The following is a 19,928-nucleotide window of genomic DNA, read 5'->3' as shown; positions in this document are numbered from 1 at the left end:
ACGGGCGGGATTCGGGGATTTCTAGGGGAAATCCAGTGCGTGCGGGTCGAGGGGCGGAAGGAGTCCCTCGGCCGCCGCGCGGGTCAGCAGTCCGCGCACGGCCGCGTATCCGTCCTCGCCGAGACCGGCCGTGAACTCGTTGACGTACAGACCGATGTGCTGGTCCGCGACCGCCGGGTCCATTTCCTGCGCGTGTTCCATGACATAGGGCCGGGAGATCTCCGGGTCGTCCCACGCGGCCCGCACCGAGGCGCGGATCGCGTCCGCCAGGGCGGTCAGCCGCTCGGCGCCCAGCGACCGCTTGGCGATGATCGCGCCGAGCGGGATCGGCAGCCCGGTGGTGTCCTCCCAGTGCTCGCCCATGTCGGCGAGCTTGTGCAGCCCGTAGTTCTGGTACGTGAAGCGGGCCTCGTGGATGACGAGTCCCGCGTCCACCTTCCCGTCGCGCACGGCGGGCATGATCTCGTGGAACGGCATCACCACGATCTCCCCGACCCCGCCGGGCACCGTGTCGGCGGCCCACAGCCGGAACAGCAGATACGCCGTCGACCGCTCGCTCGGCACCGCGACCGTGCGCCCGGCCAGATCGGTGCCGGGCTCGCGGGTCAGCACCAGCGGCCCGCAGCCCCGGCCCAGCGCGCCCCCGCAGGGCAGCAGGGTGTACTCGCCGAGGACGTACGGCAGCACGGCGTACGACACCTTCAGCACGTCGAACTCGCCGCGTTCGGCCATGCCGTTGGTGACGTCGATGTCGGCGAACGTGACGTCCAGGGCGGGGGCGCCGGGGACGCGGCCGTGGGCGAGGGCGTCGAAGACGAACGTGTCGTTGGGGCAGGGGGAGTACGCGATCTGCAAGGGGTCACCGGTCATGTGGGTTCCAACTCCGGAGGACGGGGGTGATCTTCCCGAAGCCCTCGGCGAGCGCGGCCAGCGCGTCCCCGATCCGCCAGGCGGCGCGGTCGCGCGGGCCGACGGGGTTGGAGACGGCGCGCAGTTCCAGCACCGGCGTGCCGTGCGCGGCCGCGGCCTCGGCGACACCGAAGCCCTCCATGGCCTCGGCGAGGGCGGTGGGGTGGCGTTCCCGCAGGCGGGCGGCGCGGGTGGCGGTGCCGGTGACGGTGGAGACGGTCAGCACGGCGCCGGGGCGGGCGCCCGTCGCGGACGCCACCTCGCGCACCAGGGCCTCGGGCGGGCGGTGGGTGACGGTGCCGAAGCCCAGCTCGGTGACCGGGAGGAAGCCGTCGGGGGTCTCGGCGCCGAGGTCGGCGGCCGTGATCTCGTCGGCGACGACGAGGGAGCCGACGGGCGCGTGCGGCGCGAAGCCGCCGGCGATGCCCGCGGAGACGACCAGCGTGAAGGGGCGGCCGCCGAGGGCGGCGGTGGTCAGGGCCGTGGCGGTGGAGGCGGCGGCGAGGGCCGGGCCGACACCGGCGGCGATCACCTCCGCGTCCGGCAGGCCGAGCGCCGGGGCCACCGCGTCCCGCTCGGCGGGGACCGCGGTGGCCACGAGGATCCGTGCAGCGGACGTGATCAGCTGTCCTTCTTCAGCTTGAAGGACCACAGGCCGGTGACGCCCCGCTCGCCCTCCTTGATGGAGACGAGCGTGGAGTTGCCGCTGGCGCCGTACTGGGCGTTGAAGAACACGCTGCCCGGGACGGTCCGGTAGGTCTTGGTGCTGGAGTCGGTGAGCGGCTGGCCGTTCATGAGGATGGTCCAGCCCTCGTCGGCGATGTCCGGGTCGACACCGAAACGCACGGTCTCGTCCGGGTCGACCTTGATGGACTTGATGTCCTTGTCCTTCAGGCACTTGGCGAGGTCCGAGGTCTTCACGGTCTCACCGCTCTCGCCGCCGCAGGTGGCCTCCGCGTGGACGGAGTCGGTTCCTACGGTCACCGTGGCGAGCGGCGTCGGCTTGTCGCAGGCCGACAGGACGAGCAGTCCGGCGGAAACGGCGCCGGCGGCGGCGAGCGCGCGGCGGCGTCGCACAACGGATTGCAGCGTGGTCATGGGCGAAGGCTATCGGGCGTGTGTGGTGCTCTCTCCATGCGGGGGCGGCGTGCCGTGTCGCGGGCGCGGCGCGGCGGGTCGCCGGGGCCCGCTCACTCGACCCGCGCCCGGACGTGCCCGCCGTGCCGGGCGGAGCCGAGCAGGCCCTTGGCGGTGGTCAGCCAGCCGGCGGCGACGATGGCGGCGCCGATCAGCAGCCCGAACGAGCCGCGCAGCGGCAGCACGATGCCGATGGCCCCGCCGAGCACCCACGACACCTGCAACAGCGTCTCGGAGCGGGCGAACGCGGAGGTGCGCACCGACTCCGGGACGTCCCGCTGGATGAGGGCGTCCAGGGACAGCTTGGCCAGGGCCTGCGCGAACCCGGCGACCGCCGCGAGGCAGGCCACCATGACCGCCCCGAACAGGGCCGCCGCCGTGAGCGCCACGGCCATCACCAGGCCGACGACGGTCACGATGATGATCTCCGGCGCCCGGGATCTGAGCCAGGCGCCGACCGCCGTGCCCAGCGCGTTGCCGGTGCCGGCCGCGGCGGCGACTATGCCGAGGGACACGGCGGCGCTCTGCCCGGACATGGGGTGCTCCCGCAGCAGGAACGCCAGGAAGAAGATCAGGAACCCGGAGAGGCAGCGCAGGGCGGCGTTGGCGCCCAGGGCGTGGGTGACCGCGATGCCGACGGTCCGCAGGTTCGGGCGTTTGACGGGCTGCCGGTGCGGGCCGTGCAGATGCTGCTCGTCGGCGGCGAGCAGAGCCCGGTCCTCGCCCTTGGCCGAGTCGACCTTGCGGGGCAGCGTGAACGACAGGACCGTACCGGCGATGAAGATCGCGCAGGCGCCGAACAGCGGCCAGCGCGGTCCGATCGACTGCAGGCCCGCGCCGATCGGCGCCGCCACGCCGGTGGCGAGCAGGCCGCCCAGGGTGACCCGCGAGTTGGCCTTCACCAGTGAGAAGCCCGGTGGCAGCAGCCGGGGCACGACGGCGCTTCTGACCACGCCGTACGCCTTGGAGGCGACCAGCACCCCCAGGGCGGCCGGATACAGCTGCAGATCGCCGCTGACGACCGCGCTGGAGAGCACCAGGGCGAGCAGCGCGCGGGCCAGCATCGCGCCCGCCATGGCGGCGCGCCGGCCGTGCGGGAGGCGGTCGAGAAGCGGACCGATCACGGGGGCCAGGAGAGTGAACGGGGCCATCGTGATGCCGAGGTAGAGCGCGACCCGGCCGCGAGCCTCGTCGGTGGGGACGGAGAAGAAGACGGTGGAGGCCAGCGCGACGGTGATCATGACGTCGCCCGCGCCGTTCACCCCGTGCAGCTCGATCAGCTTGCCGAGGCCCGACTCGCCCGCCCCGTGCGCGTGCGTGGCCTTGCGGATGCCGCGCGCCGGTCCGGTGAAGGGGAAGTGCAGGGCACGGCCGATCGTGCGGAGGGAGCCGCGCCTCCGGCCCGATCCGCCACGTAGATTGCGCCCTCCCTCGGGCCCACCGACACCGGTGGCTCCTTCGGGCTGCCTCGCGGTCGCCACGACGCAATAGTGCCCCGTAATGGGGGTGGCTAGTGCGGTTACGGCGCGTATGGAGGGCACGCGGGGCCGCTCGGCGGGCATCGCGGAGCGCCGAGAAGCACCGTCGGTGTAGGCCCAGCGGCCGCGAACAGGTAGCGTGCGTATCTCAGCCATCCCGCACAATGGATGACGTAGGTGCGCCCGAGCGCGATTCGGACGCGGACGTCGACGCGGCCCACAGGTCCGCTCCGTCCGCTCCGCCGCCTTGAGGCACCCGCACCCGTAAGACGGCGTAGGAGAGAAGCGATACCTGTGAGCGCAGCGACCACGCGAAGCCGCACCCCCGATCGTCTGTGCGCGGAGGCCGTCGACCTCGCCCGCGGCGCCGCCGAGGAGGCCGCCGCGCCCGGTGTCGTCGGCGAGCACGCGGGCGTGGTGTCCGAGGGCGACCGTGTGGTGACGCACTTCTTCGAGTGCAAGGAGCTCGGGTACCGCGGCTGGCGCTGGGCGGTGACGGTGGCCCGCGCCTCGCGCGCCAAGGTCGTCACGCTCGACGAGGTCGTGCTGCTGCCCGGTCCCGACGCCCTGCTGGCCCCCGAGTGGGTGCCGTGGAGCGAGCGGCTGCGCCCCGGCGACATGGGCCCGGGTGACCTGCTGCCCACCGACGCCGACGACCTGCGTCTGGAGCCCGGCTACACGGGGGTGGACGAGCCCGGCCCGAACGCGCCCGTCTCCGACGAGATGGCCGAGCTGGTCGAGGCGGAGGACGCCGAGGTCACCGGCGGCACCCCGGCGAACCTGCCGGTCGCCCCGTCCCGCGGCTCGATCGCGGCCCTCGCGGACGAACTGGGCCTGCGCCGCGCCCGCGTCCTGTCCCGCTACGGCCTGCACATCGCCGCCGACCGCTGGGAGGAGGCGTTCGGCGCGAAGACGCCCATGGCGCAGGCGGCCCCGGCCACCTGTGTCAGCTGCGGCTTCCTCACCCCGATCGGCGGCTCCCTCGGCCAGGCCTTCGGCGTCTGCGCCAACGAGTTCTCCCCGGCCGACGGCCATGTGGTCTCCCTGACCTACGGCTGCGGCGGGCACTCGGAGGCGGCCGTCATGCCCAAGCCGCCCCGCCCGGCCCCGCCGGTCGTCGACGAGACCCGCGTCGACCCCTTCCCGCTCCGCCCGTCCCCGGACTCGGGCTCGGTCCCGGCCACGACGGACGAGGACTCGGCGGAGCTCGGCCACTCCTGACCGGGCCTGCGGCCTCCTCGGAGGGCCTGGTCGGACGCCCCGCGCATCGGCCGTCCATGAGCGGTACCTTCGTCGCGACGGCGATGAGGAGTGTCAACGTGAGCAAGTTCGTGCGGCCCGCGGCCGAGGGCGCCGACCCGTTCGGTACGGCGCGTCTGCGGCGTGGAGTGCTGGACGCGTGGGCGACCAGCCCCGCCCGGTTCCGGGAGGACGCCAACGCCGAGGAGGACCTCGTCCTCGGCGGGTACCGGGACCGGCTGGTCGTCGAGCTCGCGCAGAACGCCGCCGACGCCGCCGGCCGGGCCGGGGTGCCCGGACGTCTGCGGCTGACCCTGCGCGAGGGTGTGCTCGTCGCCGCCAACACCGGTGCGCCGCTGGACGCGGCCGGCGTCGAGTCGCTGTCCACGCTGCGGGCCTCCGCGAAACGCGACAGCGAGGCCGTGGGACGGTTCGGCGTCGGCTTCGCCGCCGTCCTCGCCGTCACCGACGAGCCCGCCGTCGTCGGACGGCACGGCGGGGTGCGCTGGTCGCTCGCCGAGGCCCGGGAGCTGGCCCGGGACACCGCCCGTCACAGCCCCGGGCTGGGCGACGAGATCCGGCGCCGGGACGGTCATGTGCCGCTGCTCCGGCTGCCGTTCGCCGCCGAGGGCACCGCTCCCGACCCGTACGACACCGTCGTCATCCTGCCGCTGCGCGACACCGCCGCCGCCGACCTCGCGGAGCGGCTGCTGGGCGGCGTCGACGACGCGCTGCTGCTCGCCCTGCCCGGCCTGGAGGAGGTCGTGGTGGAGATCGGCGACGCCCCGCCGCGCACCCTGCGCCGCGGCGCCGACGGTCCCCTCACCGTCGTGGAGGACTCCTCGTCCGGCGTCACCCGCTGGCGCACGGCCACCGCCCACGGCCCGCTCACCCCCGACCTGCTCGCCGACCGCCCCGTCGAGGAACGGCTGCGCCCGCACTGGTCCCTGACCTGGGCAGTCCCCGTGGACGCCGCCGGCGGCGGCCCCGCCCGCCCAAGCACCGCGCCCGTCGTGCACGCCCCCACCCCCAGCGACGAACCGCTCGGCGTGCCCGCGCTGCTCATCGCCTCGTTCCCGCTCGACACCACCCGCCGGCACGCCGCGCCCGGCCCGCTCACCGACTTCCTCGTGCAGCGCGCGGCCGACGCCTACGCCGAACTGCTCGCCGGCTGGCGCCCGGTCGACGAGGGCGTCATCGCGCTCGTGCCCGGCCCGCTCGGCAAGGGGGAACTGGACGGAGCCCTGCGCCAGGCGATCCTGGAGCGCCTCCCGCGGACCTCGTTCCTGCCGCCCGCCCTGCGCCCGTCCGAGCCGGACTCCGAGCTGCCCGAGTCGCTGCGCCCCCGGGACGCCGAGGTCGTCGAGGGCGCCGGCGCCGACACCGTGCGGGTGCTGGCCGAGGTCCTGCCCACCCTGCTGCCCGCCGGTCTCGAGCGACGGGTGGAGCTGCGCACCCTCGGGGTCGCCCGGGTGCCGCTCGCCGACGCCGTGGACCGGCTCGCGGGGCTGGAGAAGGAGCCCGGCTGGTGGCACCGCCTCTACGACAGCCTCGCCGGGGTCGACCCGGACCGGCTGTCCGGGCTGCCCGTGCCCCTTGCCGACGGCCGGACGACCATCGGTCCCCGGCAGGTCCTGCTGCCCACCCCCGGCGGCACCTCGGTCGCCCCGGACGTCCTGGCCCGCCTCGGCCTCAAGGTCGCCCACCCGGACGCCGCGCACCCCCTCCTGGAGAAGCTCGGCGCCCTCGCGGCCACGCCTCGCGCGGTCCTGACGACGCCTCAGGTGCGGGCCGCCGTCGCCGCCTCCCTCGACGACGACGCCGTGCCGAGCTGGGAGGAGGACGCGCCCGACGCCGAGGAACTCGCCGACACCGTGCTCGCCCTCGTCCGGGACGCCGGGCTGGAACCCGGCGAGGAGCCGTGGCTGGGGGCGCTCGCCCTGCCCGACGAGGACGGGGAGCTCGCCGCCGCCGGTGAACTCGTGATGCCCGGCAGCGCGTTCGCCGAGGTCATGCGCGAGGGCGAACTGCCCTTCGTGGACGCGGAGCTGGCCGGGCGCTGGGGCGAACAGCCGCTCGCCGCCTGCGGGGTGCTCGCCGGGTTCGCCCTGGTGCGCGCCACCGACGTCGTCCTCGACCCGGACGAACTGGAGCCCAGGGACGGCGACTTCGCCGAGCCCGACGACGCCGGCCTGCTGGACGCCGTCGACGTGTGGTGCGAGGACGTCCTGGACCGGTTCCCGGACACCCCGGTGCCGCCCGTCGCCACCGAACTCGTCGCCGTACGCGATCTGGAGCTCGTCGACGACGACAAGTGGCCGCGGGCCCTCGCCCTGCTCGCGCGACCGCCGCTGCGGGACGCCCTCACCCAGCCGGTGCGGATCCTGCTGCCCGACGGCACCCACGAGGTCGTACGGCCGTACACCGCCTGGTGGTTGCGGGGGCACCCGGTGCTGGACGGCCGCCGCCCGGCGGGCCTGCTGGCCGCCGGCGGCGACCCGCTCCTGCGCGGCCTGTACGAGGAGGCCGACGCGACCGGCTTCGACGACGAGCAGGTGCTGCGGGCCCTCGGCGTACGCACCTCGGTCGCCGCGCTGCTGGACGAGCCGGGCGGCGCCGCCGAACTCCTGGACCGCCTCGCCGATCCGGAGCGGACGGTGACCGCGGCCCAACTCCACGCCCTGTACGGGGCGCTGGCCGAGCTGGACCCCGACCAGGTGACCCTGCCGGACGACCTGCGGGCCGTCGTGGACGGGCGGGTGGAGGTGGTCGACGCGGCCGACGCGGTGGTCGTCGACTCGCCCGACCTGCTGCCGTTCACCGCGGGCGTGCCGCTGCTGCCGGTGCGGCCGGCGAGGGCGGCGGAGCTGGCCGAGCTGTTCCAGGTGCGGCGGCTGAGCGAGTCCGTCACCGGTGGCGTGGACTCCGAGGGCACCGAGCACGAGGTGCCGGAGGCGGTCCGGGTGCTGCTCGGGGCGCGGACCCCGGCGTCGTACGTCGAGCACGAGGAACTCGTCGTGGACGGCGTGGAGATCGACTGGCGGCTGACCGGCGACGGTGTCCTGCACGCGGCCACCCTGGAGGGTGTGGCCGCCGGGCTCGCCTGGGCGGCCGGGCAGTGGCCGCGCCGCTTCGAGGTGGCGGCGCTGCTGGAGGATCCGTCGCGGACGGGGGAGCTGGCGCGGGACCGCTGGTTCGACTGACGGACGCCGAAGGTCATGCGATCACAAAATCTTCACCGCCCGTACAACCATTCGCATCCGCTGTCGATCTGATCACGCGAGTCAACAGGCTCCACGATCACCTGGGCCGGCCGGCGGCGTCCTCCTTCCGTGAGGACGGTCGCGGCCGGGCCCTCTTCCCACCAGGGGAGCGCATGCGCATTCGAGCCACTGTGGCCGCCGTCTCCGGCGCCCTGGCCCTCTCCGCCCTCGCCGTGCCGGCCGCGCAGGCCGACGGCGGTCCCTCGCACGGCAAGGACGCGATCCGCGAGGCCGTGCAGGCGGCACGCCAGGCCGCCGGCCACTCCGGCCGCAGCACCTTCGCCGCCCGGGACACGGGCGAGCCCTACGCCCTGAACGTCAGCTTCTCCAACGTCAAGGTCAACAACGGCAAGCCGATCGTCGTGGGCACCACCAACACGGTGACCGTCCCGGTGACGTACAAGGTCACGCACGCCGCGGACCTGGACCTCAACGCCCCGGAGGTCTTCCTGGACGTCGAGATCTACCGCGGCTCGTCCTACGCCGACGCGACGAACGTGCTGTTCGGCGACGACTGGCCGGTGTGCACGGCGACCACGTCGACGACCGCCACCTGCAAGGGCACGCTCGACATCTACCCGCAGTACGAGCTGAGCAACGCCGACGCCACGTCGTGGAAGGCCGGCGGCTACGCCTACGACTTCAACGACCAGGACCCGATGGCGGACGACATCGACTGGGACCAGGTCGGCTTCACCATGCAGAGCGACCTGGCGTCCACCCGGCTGCAGCGCTACTCGAAGCTGACGGTCAACGCCTCGCCGGAGCCGGTGACGAAGGGCAAGACCCTCACGGTCACCGGCAAGCTGTCGCGCGCCAACTGGGACGACGGCAAGTACCACGGCTACACCAACCAGTCGGTGAAGCTGCAGTTCCGCAAGAAGAACAGCAGCACCTACACCACGGTGAAGACCATCAAGTCGAACTCGACGGGTGAGCTGAAGACCACGGTCACGGCCTCCGTGGACGGCTACTACCGCTACTCCTTCGCGGGCACCACGACCACCCCGGCGGTCAACGCCGCGGGTGACTTCGTCGACGTCCGCTAGCCGGATGTGCGCCAACCCCCGGGAGCCGTCCGGGGGTTGGTGACGAAGGTCACTGAATCGGCCCGCCGGTGAGACAACCGGCACCGGCGGGCGCGTATCTGATCACATGGGTCAACAGGCCCCCGATCACCCGGGCCCCGTCGCGACCGAGCGGGGCCCCTTTCCGTACCAGGGGAACGCATGCGCATCAGAGCCACCGTGGCCGCCGTCTCCGGCGCCCTGGCCCTCTCCGCCCTCGCCGTCCCGGCCGCGCAGGCCGACGGCTCCTCCGTGGACCGCGCGGACGTGGCGAAGGTCCGCCGGGCCGCTCTCGCCGCCACCGGCCGTGCCGCGGCCGCCGAGGGCGAGCCGTACGCCCTGAACGTCTCCTTCTCGAACTTCAAGATCGCCAAGACGGTCGAGGTGGGCACCACCAACCGCGTCTCCACGAGCGTCAGTTACACGCTGACCCACGGCGCGGACGTCGACATCGAGGCCGCCGACTTCCTCACCGACCCGATCCTCTACAAGGGCTCCTTCACCGCCCCGGAGAACCGGCTGTACGGCGACAAGCCCGCCACCTGCACGGCCACCTCCGCGACGACGGCCACCTGCAAGGGCACCATCGACGTCTACCCGGCCCAGAGCGAGCTGATCAACTCCGACGCCGGCGGCTGGAAGGCGTCGGCGGAGGCCACCGCGTTCAACGGCGAGGACCCGGACGCCGAGGTCTTCGACATCACCAAGGTCGGCTACACGAGCCAGGGCGGCCTGGGCACCACGCTCCTGCAGCGCTACTCCAAGCAGACGGTGAACGCCTCGCCGGAGCCGGTGAAGAAGGGCAAGACCCTCACGGTCACCGGCAAGCTCTCCCGGGCCAACTGGGAGGACAACAAGTACCACGGGTACACCGCCCAGCCCGTGAAGCTGCAGTTCCGCAAGAAGAACAGCAGCACCTACACCACGCTGAAGACCGTCACCACCAACGGGACGGGCGAGCTGAAGGCCACCGTCACCGCCACCGTGGACGGCTACTTCCGCTACACCTTCGCGGGCACCTCGACGACCCCGGCGGCCACCGCCGCGGGCGACTACGTCGACGTGCGGTAGAAGCACATCCCGCGACTCAGCACGGGACCCGGCGGTCGACCCACTTCCACAGGAACTCCAGGGCGACCGCCGCCACCGCGGCGATGCCGACCGCGACCCACGGCAGCATCATCCCCACCAGCCGCAGCGCGAAGAACTCCTGCAACCAGGGCACGACCAGCACCAGCAGGAACGCGAAGCCCATCGCGGCCACCAGCGCGATCCGCCACCAGGTGTACGGGCGGGCGATGATCGCCAGCACCCAGATCGAGATCAGGAACAGGGTCAGGGTGGCCGCGCTGGTCTCCGCGGGCAGGCTGTCGGGCCCCGTGTAGTGGTGACGCGCGATCAGATACGTCGCGAACGTCGCCAGACCCGCCACCACGCCGCCCGGGATCGCGTAGCGCATGACCCGCCGTACGAAGTGGGGCCGCGCCCGCTCCCGGTTCGGCGCGAGGGCCAGGAAGAAGGCCGGGACCCCGATGGTGAGCGTGGACAGCAGGGTCAGATGGCGCGGCAGGAACGGGTACTCCACCTGCCAGAACACCACGAGCAGCGCCAGCAGCACCGAGTACACCGTCTTGACCAGGAACAGGGTCGCCACCCGGGTGATGTTGCCGATCACCCGCCGCCCCTCGGCCACCACCGACGGCAGCGACGCGAAGCTGTTGTCCAGCAGCACGATCTGCGCGACGGCCCGGGTCGCCTCCGACCCCGAGCCCATGGCCACCCCGATGTCGGCGTCCTTCAGGGCCAGCACGTCGTTCACGCCGTCGCCGGTCATCGCGACGGTGTGCCCGCGCGACTGGAGCGCCCCCACCATGTCCCGTTTCTGCTGAGGGGTGACCCGCCCGAAGACGGTCGCCTCCTCGATGGCGCCCGCCATCGCGTCCCGCTCCCGGGGCAGCCGGCGCGCGTCGACGGTCGTACCGGCCAGCCCCAGCTTGGACGCGACCGCGCCCACCGAGACCGCGTTGTCCCCGGAGATCACCTTGGCCTCGACGTCCTGCTCGGCGAAGTAGCGCAGGGTGTCGGCGGCGTCGGGCCGCAGCCGTTGCTCCAGGACGACGAGGGCGGCGGGCTCGGCGTCCCGGGCGACCTCGGGATCGTCGAGCTCACGGCCGGTGCGGGCGAGCAGCAGCACCCGCAGGCCCTGCTCGTTCAGCCGGTCGGTCTCGGCCAGCGCCGGGTGCCCGTCGGCGAGCAGGACGTCGGGCGCGCCCAGCAGCCAGGTGCCGGTCCGCCCGTCGCCCTCGCTGAGGGTGGCGCCGCTGTACTTGCGGGCGGAGGAGAAGGGCAGGGCGGCGGTGGAGCGCCAGTCCTCCGCGTCCGGGAAGGCGGCGATGACCGCCCTGAGCGAGGCGTTGGGGCGGGGGTCGGTCTCGCCGAGGGCACCGAGGACCGTGCGGACGTAGGGCTCGTCGAAGCCGTCCAGCGTGCGCAGCGCGGTGACGTCCATGCCGCCCTCGGTGAGGGTGCCGGTCTTGTCCAGGCAGACGGTGTCGACGCGGGCCAGACCCTCGATGGCGGGCAGCTCCTGCACCAGGCACTGCCTGCGGCCCAGCCGGACGACGCCGATGGCGAAGGCGACGGAGGTCAGCAGCACCAGCCCCTCCGGGACCATGGGCACGATGCCGCCGACGGTCCGGGCGATCGAGTCGTCGAGGTCGTTCTCCTTGACGAACAGCTGGGTGATGATCAGGCCGATCGCGGCCGGGACCATCATCCACGTCACGTACTTGAGGATCGTCGAGATGCCCGAGCGCAGCTCGGAGTGGACGAGCGTGAACCGGGACGCCTCCTCGGCGAGCTGGGCGGCGTACGCCTCGCGCCCGACCTTCGTGGCCTGGAAGGTGCCGCCCCCGGCGACGACGAAGCTGCCGGAGAGGACGGGGTCGCCGGGCCGTTTGACCACCGGGTCGGCCTCGCCGGTGAGCAGGGACTCGTCGATCTCCAGCCCGTCGGCCTCGACGCACACCCCGTCCACGACGGCCTTGTCCCCGGGCCCGATCTCCACCAGGTCGTCCAGGACGATCCCGGAGGTCGCGATCTGGGCCGACACCCCGTCCCGGCGCACGGTGGGCCGTGCCTCGCCGATCACCGCGAGCGAGTCGAGGGTCTTCTTGGCCCGCCACTCCTGGATGATCCCGATGCCGGTGTTGGCGAGGATGACGAACCCGAACAGGCTGTCCTGGATCGGCGCGACGAAGAGCATGATCAGCCAGAGCACGCCGATGATCGCGTTGAACCGGGTGAAGACGTTGGCGCGGACGATCTCCGCCATCGACCGGCTGCTGCGCACCGGTACGTCGTTGACGGCCCCCCGCGCGACCCGTTCGGCCACCTGGGCCGCGGTGAGTCCGCTCGCCGCGACGGTGACGGAGGCGCTCTGCACGGGATGGTTGACATCGGTGCCCGCGTCGGCATGCGTCATGCCTTCGACGGTACGTGCGGAGCGGGGAGTTCACCCGCCGAGTGCGCGGAAGATCCGACCGGGGGAGGAGCGGGTTCGTACCAGGGGTGTACGGACGCTACTCGGCGGAGGGGGCCGTGGGCTGCTCGGCGCGCGTGCCGGGGGTGTCCCGCTCCGCCGCCGCCCGCTTGAGGGCCGCGTCGCGCCTGCGGACGTACCAGATGCCGATGAGGCCGAGTCCGGCGCCGGCCAGGCAGGTCCACACCCACCAGGTGTGCCCGTGGTCGTCGAACCAGCCGTAGAACGGCAGCTGCACGACGAAGAGGACGAACCAGATGATGGTGCCGCCGGTGATGGTCGCGACCACGGGGCCCTCCAGGGGCTCCGGCGCCTCGTGCTTGGGGGTCCACTTCGCCATGCGACACAGCTTACGAGGTGATCAGGTCTACGCGCGGAGATGGCTCTTCCGGGCTTTATATGTTCATACTGAAACGGTTTGAGTCTGACCACTTCTCTTCGTAGGAAACACCAAAAGCATGTCCACCTCGGCTCCTGCCAAGGCCCCCACCCCTGAACAGCCGGGAGCCGGGCCCACCTACGGCGCACTCGACCGCTTCTTCAAGATCTCCGAACGCGGCAGCTCCCTGCCGCGCGAGATCCGCGGCGGTCTCGCCACCTTCTTCGCGATGGCGTACATCATCGTGCTCAACCCGATCATCCTGGGCAGCGCGAAGGACATGTACGGGCATCAGCTGGACAACGGCCAGCTGGTCACCGCGACCGCCCTCACCGCCGCCTTCAGCACCCTGCTGATGGGCGTCATCGGCAACGTGCCGATCGCGCTCGCCGCCGGCCTCGGCGTGAACTCCGTCGTCGCCCTCCAGCTCGCCCCGCGCATGTCCTGGCCCGACGCGATGGGCATGGTCGTCCTCGCGGGCTTCGTGGTCATGCTGCTCGTCGCCACCGGTCTGCGCGAGCGCGTCATGAACGCCGTGCCGTTCGGCCTGCGCAAGGCCATCTCCATCGGTATCGGCCTGTTCATCATGCTGATCGGCCTGGTCGACTCCGGCTTCGTCACCCGCATCCCCGACGTCGCCCAGACCACGGTCCCGCTCCAGCTCGGCACCGGTGGGCACCTCAACGGCTGGCCCGTGCTCGTCTTCGTCCTCGGCGCGCTGCTCACCCTCGCGCTCATCGTCCGCAAGGTCCCCGGCGCGATCCTGATCTCGATCGTCGCGATGACCGTGGTCGCCGTCGTCATCGAGGCCGTCGCGAAGGTGCCGTCCTGGGGCCTCACCACCCCGAAGTGGCCCGGCAACCCGGTCGCCAGCCCCGACTTCGGCCTGATCGGCGAGGTCAGCCTGTTCGGCGGCTTCGGCAAGGTCGGCGTGCTGACCGGTGTCCTCTTCGTCTTCACCGTCCTGCTGTCCTGCTTCTTCGACGCCATGGGCACGATCATGGGCGTCAGCGACGAGGCGAAGCTGACCGACGCCCGCGGCCAGATGCCGGGCATCAACAAGGTGCTGTTCGTCGACGGCCTCGCCGTCGCCGCGGGCGGCGCCAGCTCCTCCTCGGCCACGACGGCGTTCGTGGAGTCCACGGCCGGCGTCGGCGAGGGCGCCCGGACGGGCCTGGCCAACGTCGTCACCGGCGGTCTGTTCGGGGTGGCGCTGTTCCTCACGCCGATCGCCACGATGGTGCCGTCCCAGGCGGCCACCCCGGCCCTGCTCGCGGTGGGCTTCCTGATCCTCGCGAACTCCGTCAAGGAGATCGACTGGGCCGACTACACGATCGCGATCCCGGCCTTCGTCACGATGGTGATGATGCCGTTCACCTACTCGATCACCAACGGCATCGGCATGGGCTTCATCACCTTCGCGGTCCTGCGGCTGGCCGCCGGCCGCGGCCGGGAGGTCCCGGCCGCGATGTACGTGGTGGCGGCGGTGTTCGGCTTCTACTACCTGATGCCGGCGCTGGGCCTCACGTGACGCCGTAGAACCTCTCGGTCTCCTCGACGGCGGTCTTGAACCGCTCGTCGAAGTCATCGCGGATGAGCGTCCGGACGACATAGTCCTGGACGCTCATTCCTCTTTTCGCGGCATGCTCGCGCAGCCGGTCGAGCAGCTCGTGGTCCATCCGCAGGCTGAGCACGCTGGTCCCCATGCACACGAGGGTCGCGGCACCTTCCGGTGCGACGTGTCACGTTCCGCCGCTGTATCACCCATATGAGTGACTGCGGGGTGACGTGGCGGGAGTCACGGGTGATGCGGGGCGTCCCCAGTGGTATTTAGCCAGAGTAATGAGTTACGCTAATGAACATGTCGGACCTCACCCATGGCGACGACGCTGCCGCCGTGAACTCCCTGCGCTCCGGGGTCATGCGCCTCTCCCGCCGGCTCAAGCACCAGCGGGTCGACGAGTCGCTGAGCCCCACCGAGATGTCGGTGCTCGGCACCCTCTCCCTCTGCGGCAGCGCCACCCCCGGTGAGCTGGCCCGCAAGGAGCACGTCCAGCCGCCGTCGATGACCCGCATCGTCGCCCTGCTGGAGGCCAAGGGCCTGGTCCGGCTGGAGCCGCACCCGGAGGACCGGCGCCAGAAGGTCGTCTCGAAGACCGAGCAGGCCGAGACGATGCTCGCCGAGAGCCGCACCAAGCGGAACGCCTTCCTGGCCACCCTCGTCGAGGGCCTCGACGAGGAGGAGTGGGCGACCCTGCGCGCCGCCGCCCCCGTGCTGGAGAAGCTCGCACACCTGTAAGCAGTCACCAAGGAGGCGACCACTTTTGAGTTCGGGACCCGGAGCAGACTCCGCCCCCGCACCGACCACCCACGACTCCCCGCCCGTCCCCCAGCGCCGTTCCTCGATGTTCAGCTCGCTCAGGATCCGCAACTACCGGCTGTTCTTCCTCGGCCAGGTCGTCTCCAACACCGGGACCTGGATGCAGCGCATCGCCCAGGACTGGCTGGTGCTCAGCCTCACCGGCTCCGCCACCGCCGTCGGCATCACCACGGCCCTGCAGTTCCTGCCCATGCTGCTGCTCGGACTGTACGGCGGCGTCCTCGTCGACCGGCTGCCCAAGCGCCCCACGCTGATCGCCACGCAGTCCGCGATGGCCCTCACCGGCATCGCGCTGGCCGCCCTCACCCTCACCGGGCACGTCCAGGTCTGGCACGTCTACCTGGCCGCCCTCTTCGTCGGCCTCGCGACCGTCCTCGACAACCCGGCCCGGCAGTCGTTCGTCTCCGAGATGGTCGGCCCCGGCCAGCTCCAGAACGCCGTCAGCCTCAACTCCGCCAACTTCCAGTCCGCCCGGCTCGTCGGCCCCGCCGTGGCCGGCCTGATGATCACCGGCGTCGGCACCGGCTGGGCGTTCCTCGCCAACGGCCTGTCCTTCGTCGCGCCCATCACCGGGCTGCTCCTGATGCGGGCCCGCGAGCTGCACGTCGTCGAACGGGCGCCGCGCCGCAAGGGACAGCTGCGCGAGGGCCTGCACTACGTCGCCGGACGCCCGGACCTGATCTGGACCATCGTCCTCGCCGGGTTCGTCAGCACCTTCGGCTTCAACTTCCCCGTCTTCCTGTCCGCCTTCGCCGACGACGTCTTCCACGCGGGCGCCGGCTCCTACAGCCTCTTCAACACCCTGATGGCCGTCGGCTCGCTCGCCGGGGCACTGCTCGCCGCCCGGCGCGGCACGGCCCGGATGCGGGTGCTGATCGCCGGGGCCGTGGCCTTCGGCACGATGGAGATCGTGGCGGCCGTCGCCCCCTCGATGTGGCTGTTCGCCGTGCTCATGGTGCCCATCGGCATGTTCGGCATGACGGTCAACGTCACCGCCAACAGCAGCATCCAGATGGGCACCGACCCGAGCATGCGCGGCCGGGTGATGGCCCTCTACATGATGGTCTTCATGGGCGGCGCCCCCATCGGCGCGCCGATCGCCGGCTGGGTCACGGACGCGTACGGCGTCCGGGCCGGCCTCGCTTCGGGCGGCGCCGTGACCGCCGCCGCGGCCGTCGCGGTCGCCCTGGTCCTGGCCCGCCTCGGCGGACTGCGCCTCGCCGTCGGCTGGTGCCACGGCCACCCGAAGGTGCGGTTCGTGCCCCGCGAGCGCGAGCAGCTGGCCACGGCCGCCTGAGTCCCCGGGACGCACACGGGCACGGCGGCGAGACTCTCCCCATGAGACTCTTCGCCGCCGTGCTGCCCCCGGACGACGTCGTACGGGAACTGGACACCGAGGTCACCGCCCTGCGGAAGCTGCCCGGCGCCGACCGGCTGCGCTGGACCGCCCGCCCCGGCTGGCACCTGACCCTCGCCTTCTTCGGTGAGGTCGACGACGCCCTCCTCCCCGAGCTGTCCGCCCGTCTGGAACGCGCCGCCCACCGGACCGCCCCCTTCCCGCTCGCCTTGCACGGAGGGGGCCAGTTCGGGCACGGGCGGGCCCTGTGGACGGGCGCACGCGGCGATGTGCCCGCCCTGCGGGTGCTGGCCGGGCGCTGCGAGGCGGCGGCCGTGAAGGCGGGCGTGCCGATGGGGGAGCACCGCCGGTACAAGGCCCATCTGACGCTGGCCCGCAGCCGTACCGCCGTGGACACCCGGCCGTATGTGACGGCCCTCGCGGACTTCGCCGGCCGCACCTGGACGGTGACGGAGCTGGCGCTCGTCCGCAGCCACCTGCCCACCTCCGGCGTGCCGGGCGAGCAGCCCCGCTACGAGGTGGTCGCCCGCCGGCCGTTCGGCGGCGCCGGTTAACCTCGATGGCGTGGACCCGAAAACCCGTAACCGGATCATGGCCGGTGCGCTCGTGCTGATGTTCGTCCTCGTGGCCCTGGCGGCGGCGCTCGGACGCTGACGCCCTCACGCCGCCCCCCTTCGCCTGGGGCGGTCTTACCAGGCGAACGCCTCCGGCGACGGCCCCGGGCCCGGGAACACCTCGTCCAGCGCGTCCAGCAGCTCGCCGCTCGGCTCCAGCTCCACGGCCCGCAGTGCCGACTCCAGCTGACCGGCCGTACGGGGGCCGACGATCGGGCCCGTGACGCCGGGCCGGGTCAGCAGCCAGGCCAGGGCGACCTCGCCGGGCTCCAGACCGTGCTTGTCGAGCAGGTCCTCGTAGGCCTGGAGGCGGGCGCGGGCCGCCGGGTCGGCGAGGGTGTCCGCCGCTCGCCCGGACGCCCGGCGCCCGCCCTCGGCCTGCTTCTTCAGCACCCCGCCCAGCAGTCCGCCGTGCAGCGGCGACCAGGGGATGACCCCGAGACCGTAGTCCTGCGCGGCGGGGATCACCTCCATCTCGGCGCGGCGCTCGAAGAGGTTGTAGAGGCACTGCTCGCTGACCAGACCGATGCCACCGCCGCGCCGGGCGGCGGTCTCGTTGGCCTGGGCGATCTTGTAGCCGGGGAAGTTGGAGGACCCGGCGTAGAGGATCTTGCCCTGCTGGACCAGTACGTCGATCGCCTGCCAGATCTCGTCGAACGGGGTGTCCCGGTCGATGTGGTGGAACTGGTAGAGGTCGATGTGATCGGTCTGCAGCCGCTTCAGGCTGGCGTCGACCGCGCGCCGGATGTTGAGCGCGGAGAGCTTGTCGTGGTTGGGCCAGGCCTCGCCGTCGGCGCCCATGTTGCCGTACACCTTGGTGGCGAGGACGACCTTGTCGCGCCGGTCGCCGCCCTTGGCGAACCAGTTGCCGATGATCTCCTCGGTGCGGCCCTTGTTCTCGCCCCACCCATAGACGTTGGCGGTGTCGAAGAAGTTGATGCCGGCGTCCAGCGCCGCGTCCATGATCGCGTGGCTGTCGGCCTCGTCGGTCTGCGGTCCGAAGTTCATCGTGCCGAGGACGAGTCGGCTGACCTTGAGTCCCGTGCGTCCGAGCTGCGTGTACTTCATGACCACCTAGCCAACGGCTTGGAGTGCGCTCCAGGCAAGGGCGTAGGTTCTAGTCGCGGGGGAACGTGGCCGTGTCGAAGGCGAGGTCGAGCGGGGTGTGGGTCAGATCCATCCGCTCGCCGAAGTCGTACCTGGACTCCGTGCGGTACTCGCCGTCCTTGGGGTCGGTGAAGAGGTGGCAGCGGCCCTGGTAGGGATCGGCGACGAGGTAGACGGGAACCCCGGCCTCCGCGTACGCGGCCTTCTTCGGGCCGTAGTCGTTCATGCCGGTCCCACGGGAGATGACCTCGGCGACGAATTCGACGTCCTCGTGGCGCCAGCCGCGCTCCGGGTCGCGTTCCGCGTCGTCACGCAGCTTCATCACGTCGGGGCAGAAGCCGTTCTCGAAGCCGGGGAAGTCGATGCGTACATCCGACTTCACGTTGATGTCCCTGCCGAACCTGTCCTCCAGCGCGTGGATGATCCGGCGACTGATCTCCCAGTGCGTGTCCCGCTGCGGCACCATGTGGACGGCCCCCTCGACGACCTCGGCTTTGTAACCCTCGGGGACCATCCGCTCAATCAGCTCGAACCACTGGTCGAGGCGCTGGGCGTTGTCGTCGGCCATCGCGATCCTGTCTTCGAGGACGGTCATCGTGGCGCTCCTCCCCGGTCGTCCACGGTCGGTGCGGCCGCGCTGTACAACGATACGCACGGTGACCTCGGTACGGAGACGAAGCTCACACAGCGGTGTACGGCTCGCCCAGGTCCCACGCCTGGTGCATCGCGTCCGCGAAGGCCGCGGCGATCTTGTGCTCGCCGCTCGCGTTCGGGTGGGTGCCGTCGTACGTGTCCAGGTCGATGGCGTACGACGGCGGCGGGGACGCCAGCAGCAGGGGGGAGCGGGGCTGGTCCAGGTCGGCGACCGCCTTCGCCAGGAGCTCGTTGAAACGGGTGACCTGCGCGGCGAAGGGGGCGTCGTTCGTGGCCCGCACGTTCGGGATCACCGGCAGCACGACGATCCGCACGCGCGGGTTGCCCGTCCGCGCCTCGGCGACGAAGGCCCGGACGTTCTCGGCCGTCTGCTCGGCGTTCGTGTAGAAGCCCAGGTCGATCAGGCCCAGCGAGACGAGGAGCACGTCGGCCCGGTGTGCGCGGACCGCGTCGGCGATCAGTGGGGCCATGTGCTGCCAGCCCTCGCCCCAGCCGGCCAGATGGGCGCGGGGGAAGTCGGGGTCGGCGTACTCGTACGAGCTCGGGGCCTCCATGGCCTTGTCGTACAGCGTCTCGCGCGGCCCGACGAGGGCGAAGGGGCCGCCGTAGGTGTCCCGCAGGTGCTGCCACATGCGGTAGCGCCATGTGTGTTCGCCGGCGCTGCCGATGGTCATGGAGTCGCCGACGGGCATGAACCTGAGCATCCGCTCATGATGGACGATCTCCGGGGGGCGCGAGGAGCCGGTGGGGTGTGAAGCCCGCCACGCGGCGCCCCGCGCGGGCCGGGCCCCCTGGACCCCGGC

The 19,928-nt window shown here is 72.2% G+C and carries 18 protein-coding genes; 8 read left to right on the top strand and 10 right to left on the bottom strand.

What is annotated here, in order from left to right:
* Positions 1-21 precede the first annotated feature (21 nt).
* The 4 genes from ACFV46_RS05920 to ACFV46_RS05905 all read right to left on the bottom strand — a co-directional run bounded on the left by ACFV46_RS05920 (position 22) and on the right by ACFV46_RS05905 (position 3,527).
* Positions 22-870, bottom strand: a complete 849-nt coding sequence (locus ACFV46_RS05920; protein WP_385497137.1) for a 1,4-dihydroxy-6-naphthoate synthase — start codon at positions 868-870, stop codon at positions 22-24.
* Positions 860-1,561: a futalosine hydrolase gene (locus ACFV46_RS05915; protein ID WP_385497136.1), complete on the bottom strand. Its 702-nt coding sequence runs from the start codon at positions 1,559-1,561 to the stop codon at positions 860-862. Before ACFV46_RS05915 ends, ACFV46_RS05920 begins: the two co-directional genes overlap by 11 nt.
* Positions 1,531-2,007: a DUF2771 domain-containing protein gene (locus tag ACFV46_RS05910; RefSeq protein ID WP_361922850.1), complete on the bottom strand. Its 477-nt coding sequence runs from the start codon at positions 2,005-2,007 to the stop codon at positions 1,531-1,533. The genes ACFV46_RS05915 and ACFV46_RS05910 overlap by 31 nt, the downstream gene beginning before the upstream one ends.
* Before the next feature lie 92 nt (positions 2,008-2,099).
* Positions 2,100-3,527 carry an MFS transporter gene (locus ACFV46_RS05905; protein ID WP_376727112.1) on the bottom strand — a complete coding sequence of 476 codons (1,428 nt, stop codon included), beginning with the start codon at positions 3,525-3,527 and terminating at the stop codon, positions 2,100-2,102.
* Positions 3,528-3,818: 291 nt separating this feature from the next.
* Here ACFV46_RS05905 and ACFV46_RS05900 point away from each other — a divergent pair, with 291 nt between their 5' ends.
* The 4 genes from ACFV46_RS05900 to ACFV46_RS05885 all read left to right on the top strand — a co-directional run bounded on the left by ACFV46_RS05900 (position 3,819) and on the right by ACFV46_RS05885 (position 10,164).
* Positions 3,819-4,745 (top strand): DUF3027 domain-containing protein, encoded by a 927-nt coding sequence (locus ACFV46_RS05900; RefSeq protein ID WP_361922856.1) that lies wholly within the window; start codon positions 3,819-3,821, stop codon positions 4,743-4,745.
* A 98-nt stretch (positions 4,746-4,843) separates the two neighbouring features.
* Positions 4,844-7,966 (top strand): sacsin N-terminal ATP-binding-like domain-containing protein, encoded by a 3,123-nt coding sequence (locus tag ACFV46_RS05895; RefSeq protein WP_385497134.1) that lies wholly within the window; start codon positions 4,844-4,846, stop codon positions 7,964-7,966.
* Positions 7,967-8,139: 173 nt separating this feature from the next.
* Positions 8,140-9,075, top strand: a complete 936-nt coding sequence (locus ACFV46_RS05890; RefSeq protein WP_361922861.1) for a hypothetical protein — start codon at positions 8,140-8,142, stop codon at positions 9,073-9,075.
* Between the two features lie 180 nt (positions 9,076-9,255).
* Positions 9,256-10,164, top strand: coding sequence for a hypothetical protein (locus ACFV46_RS05885; protein ID WP_385497133.1), 909 nt, complete (start codon positions 9,256-9,258; stop codon positions 10,162-10,164).
* A gap of 16 nt (positions 10,165-10,180) precedes the next feature.
* On the opposite strand, the gene ACFV46_RS05880 is transcribed toward ACFV46_RS05885, so the two are convergent.
* Both ACFV46_RS05880 and ACFV46_RS05875 read right to left on the bottom strand, forming a co-directional pair.
* Entirely contained in the window at positions 10,181-12,577 is a 2,397-nt protein-coding gene (locus ACFV46_RS05880; RefSeq protein WP_385497131.1) for an HAD-IC family P-type ATPase, read from the bottom strand.
* Between the two features lie 97 nt (positions 12,578-12,674).
* On the bottom strand, positions 12,675-12,974 hold the full coding sequence (locus ACFV46_RS05875) for a DUF2530 domain-containing protein (RefSeq protein ID WP_376727116.1): 300 nt from the start codon (positions 12,972-12,974) through the stop codon (positions 12,675-12,677).
* A gap of 118 nt (positions 12,975-13,092) precedes the next feature.
* Between ACFV46_RS05875 and ACFV46_RS05870 the strand changes: the two genes are divergently transcribed.
* Positions 13,093-14,544, top strand: coding sequence for an NCS2 family permease (locus ACFV46_RS05870; protein WP_361922873.1), 1,452 nt, complete (start codon positions 13,093-13,095; stop codon positions 14,542-14,544).
* Here ACFV46_RS05870 and ACFV46_RS05865 read toward each other — a convergent pair.
* A complete protein-coding gene (locus ACFV46_RS05865; protein ID WP_151784608.1) occupies positions 14,537-14,719 on the bottom strand; it encodes a ribbon-helix-helix protein, CopG family in 183 nt (60 codons plus the stop codon). The genes ACFV46_RS05870 and ACFV46_RS05865 overlap by 8 nt on opposite strands.
* 155 nt (positions 14,720-14,874) lie before the next feature.
* Between ACFV46_RS05865 and ACFV46_RS05860 the strand changes: the two genes are divergently transcribed.
* Genes ACFV46_RS05860 through thpR form a run of 3 tightly spaced genes read left to right on the top strand, consistent with a single transcriptional unit; the run spans position 14,875 to position 17,304 of the window.
* On the top strand, positions 14,875-15,312 hold the full coding sequence (locus tag ACFV46_RS05860) for a MarR family winged helix-turn-helix transcriptional regulator (protein WP_151784607.1): 438 nt from the start codon (positions 14,875-14,877) through the stop codon (positions 15,310-15,312).
* Between the two features lie 25 nt (positions 15,313-15,337).
* On the top strand, positions 15,338-16,690 hold the full coding sequence (locus ACFV46_RS05855; protein ID WP_361922877.1) for an MFS transporter: 1,353 nt from the start codon (positions 15,338-15,340) through the stop codon (positions 16,688-16,690).
* 41 nt (positions 16,691-16,731) lie between these two features.
* On the top strand, positions 16,732-17,304 hold the full coding sequence (gene thpR, locus ACFV46_RS05850) for an RNA 2',3'-cyclic phosphodiesterase (RefSeq protein ID WP_385497130.1): 573 nt from the start codon (positions 16,732-16,734) through the stop codon (positions 17,302-17,304).
* A 135-nt stretch (positions 17,305-17,439) separates the two neighbouring features.
* Here the strand turns inward: thpR and ACFV46_RS05845 are convergent, their stop codons facing one another.
* From ACFV46_RS05845 to ACFV46_RS05835, 3 genes are all read right to left on the bottom strand, one after another.
* Positions 17,440-18,432, bottom strand: a complete 993-nt coding sequence (locus ACFV46_RS05845) for an aldo/keto reductase (protein WP_361922883.1) — start codon at positions 18,430-18,432, stop codon at positions 17,440-17,442.
* A gap of 49 nt (positions 18,433-18,481) precedes the next feature.
* Positions 18,482-19,066 carry a Uma2 family endonuclease gene (locus ACFV46_RS05840; RefSeq protein WP_376727119.1) on the bottom strand — a complete coding sequence of 195 codons (585 nt, stop codon included), beginning with the start codon at positions 19,064-19,066 and terminating at the stop codon, positions 18,482-18,484.
* A gap of 85 nt (positions 19,067-19,151) precedes the next feature.
* Positions 19,152-19,829, bottom strand: coding sequence for an SGNH/GDSL hydrolase family protein (locus ACFV46_RS05835; RefSeq protein WP_385497129.1), 678 nt, complete (start codon positions 19,827-19,829; stop codon positions 19,152-19,154).
* Between the last annotated feature and the right edge of the window lie 99 nt (positions 19,830-19,928).

The organism is Streptomyces sp. NPDC059852, from assembly GCF_042731455.1.
In the GTDB taxonomy this organism is placed as follows: Bacteria; Actinomycetota; Actinomycetes; order Streptomycetales; family Streptomycetaceae; genus Streptomyces.
Note: the sequence above shows the minus strand (reverse complement) of the source record. Positions and strands in the feature narration are given on the sequence as shown.

What these genes read in the sequence shown, in the direction of transcription:
- ACFV46_RS05840 (WP_376727119.1), bottom strand. Translation starts at nt 19,066, where the DNA reads ATGACCGTCCTCGAAGACAGGATCGCGATGGCCGACGACAACGCCCAG.
- ACFV46_RS05885 (WP_385497133.1), top strand. Translation starts at nt 9,256, where the DNA reads ATGCGCATCAGAGCCACCGTGGCCGCCGTCTCCGGCGCCCTGGCCCTC.
- ACFV46_RS05890 (WP_361922861.1), top strand. Translation starts at nt 8,140, where the DNA reads ATGCGCATTCGAGCCACTGTGGCCGCCGTCTCCGGCGCCCTGGCCCTC.
- ACFV46_RS05920 (WP_385497137.1), bottom strand. Translation starts at nt 870, where the DNA reads ATGACCGGTGACCCCTTGCAGATCGCGTACTCCCCCTGCCCCAACGAC.
- ACFV46_RS05860 (WP_151784607.1), top strand. Translation starts at nt 14,875, where the DNA reads ATGTCGGACCTCACCCATGGCGACGACGCTGCCGCCGTGAACTCCCTG.
- ACFV46_RS05870 (WP_361922873.1), top strand. Translation starts at nt 13,093, where the DNA reads ATGTCCACCTCGGCTCCTGCCAAGGCCCCCACCCCTGAACAGCCGGGA.
- ACFV46_RS05865 (WP_151784608.1), bottom strand. Translation starts at nt 14,719, where the DNA reads ATGGGGACCAGCGTGCTCAGCCTGCGGATGGACCACGAGCTGCTCGAC.
- thpR (WP_385497130.1), top strand. Translation starts at nt 16,732, where the DNA reads ATGAGACTCTTCGCCGCCGTGCTGCCCCCGGACGACGTCGTACGGGAA.
- ACFV46_RS05910 (WP_361922850.1), bottom strand. Translation starts at nt 2,007, where the DNA reads ATGACCACGCTGCAATCCGTTGTGCGACGCCGCCGCGCGCTCGCCGCC.
- ACFV46_RS05835 (WP_385497129.1), bottom strand. Translation starts at nt 19,829, where the DNA reads ATGCTCAGGTTCATGCCCGTCGGCGACTCCATGACCATCGGCAGCGCC.
- ACFV46_RS05845 (WP_361922883.1), bottom strand. Translation starts at nt 18,432, where the DNA reads ATGAAGTACACGCAGCTCGGACGCACGGGACTCAAGGTCAGCCGACTC.
- ACFV46_RS05875 (WP_376727116.1), bottom strand. Translation starts at nt 12,974, where the DNA reads ATGGCGAAGTGGACCCCCAAGCACGAGGCGCCGGAGCCCCTGGAGGGC.
- ACFV46_RS05880 (WP_385497131.1), bottom strand. Translation starts at nt 12,577, where the DNA reads ATGACGCATGCCGACGCGGGCACCGATGTCAACCATCCCGTGCAGAGC.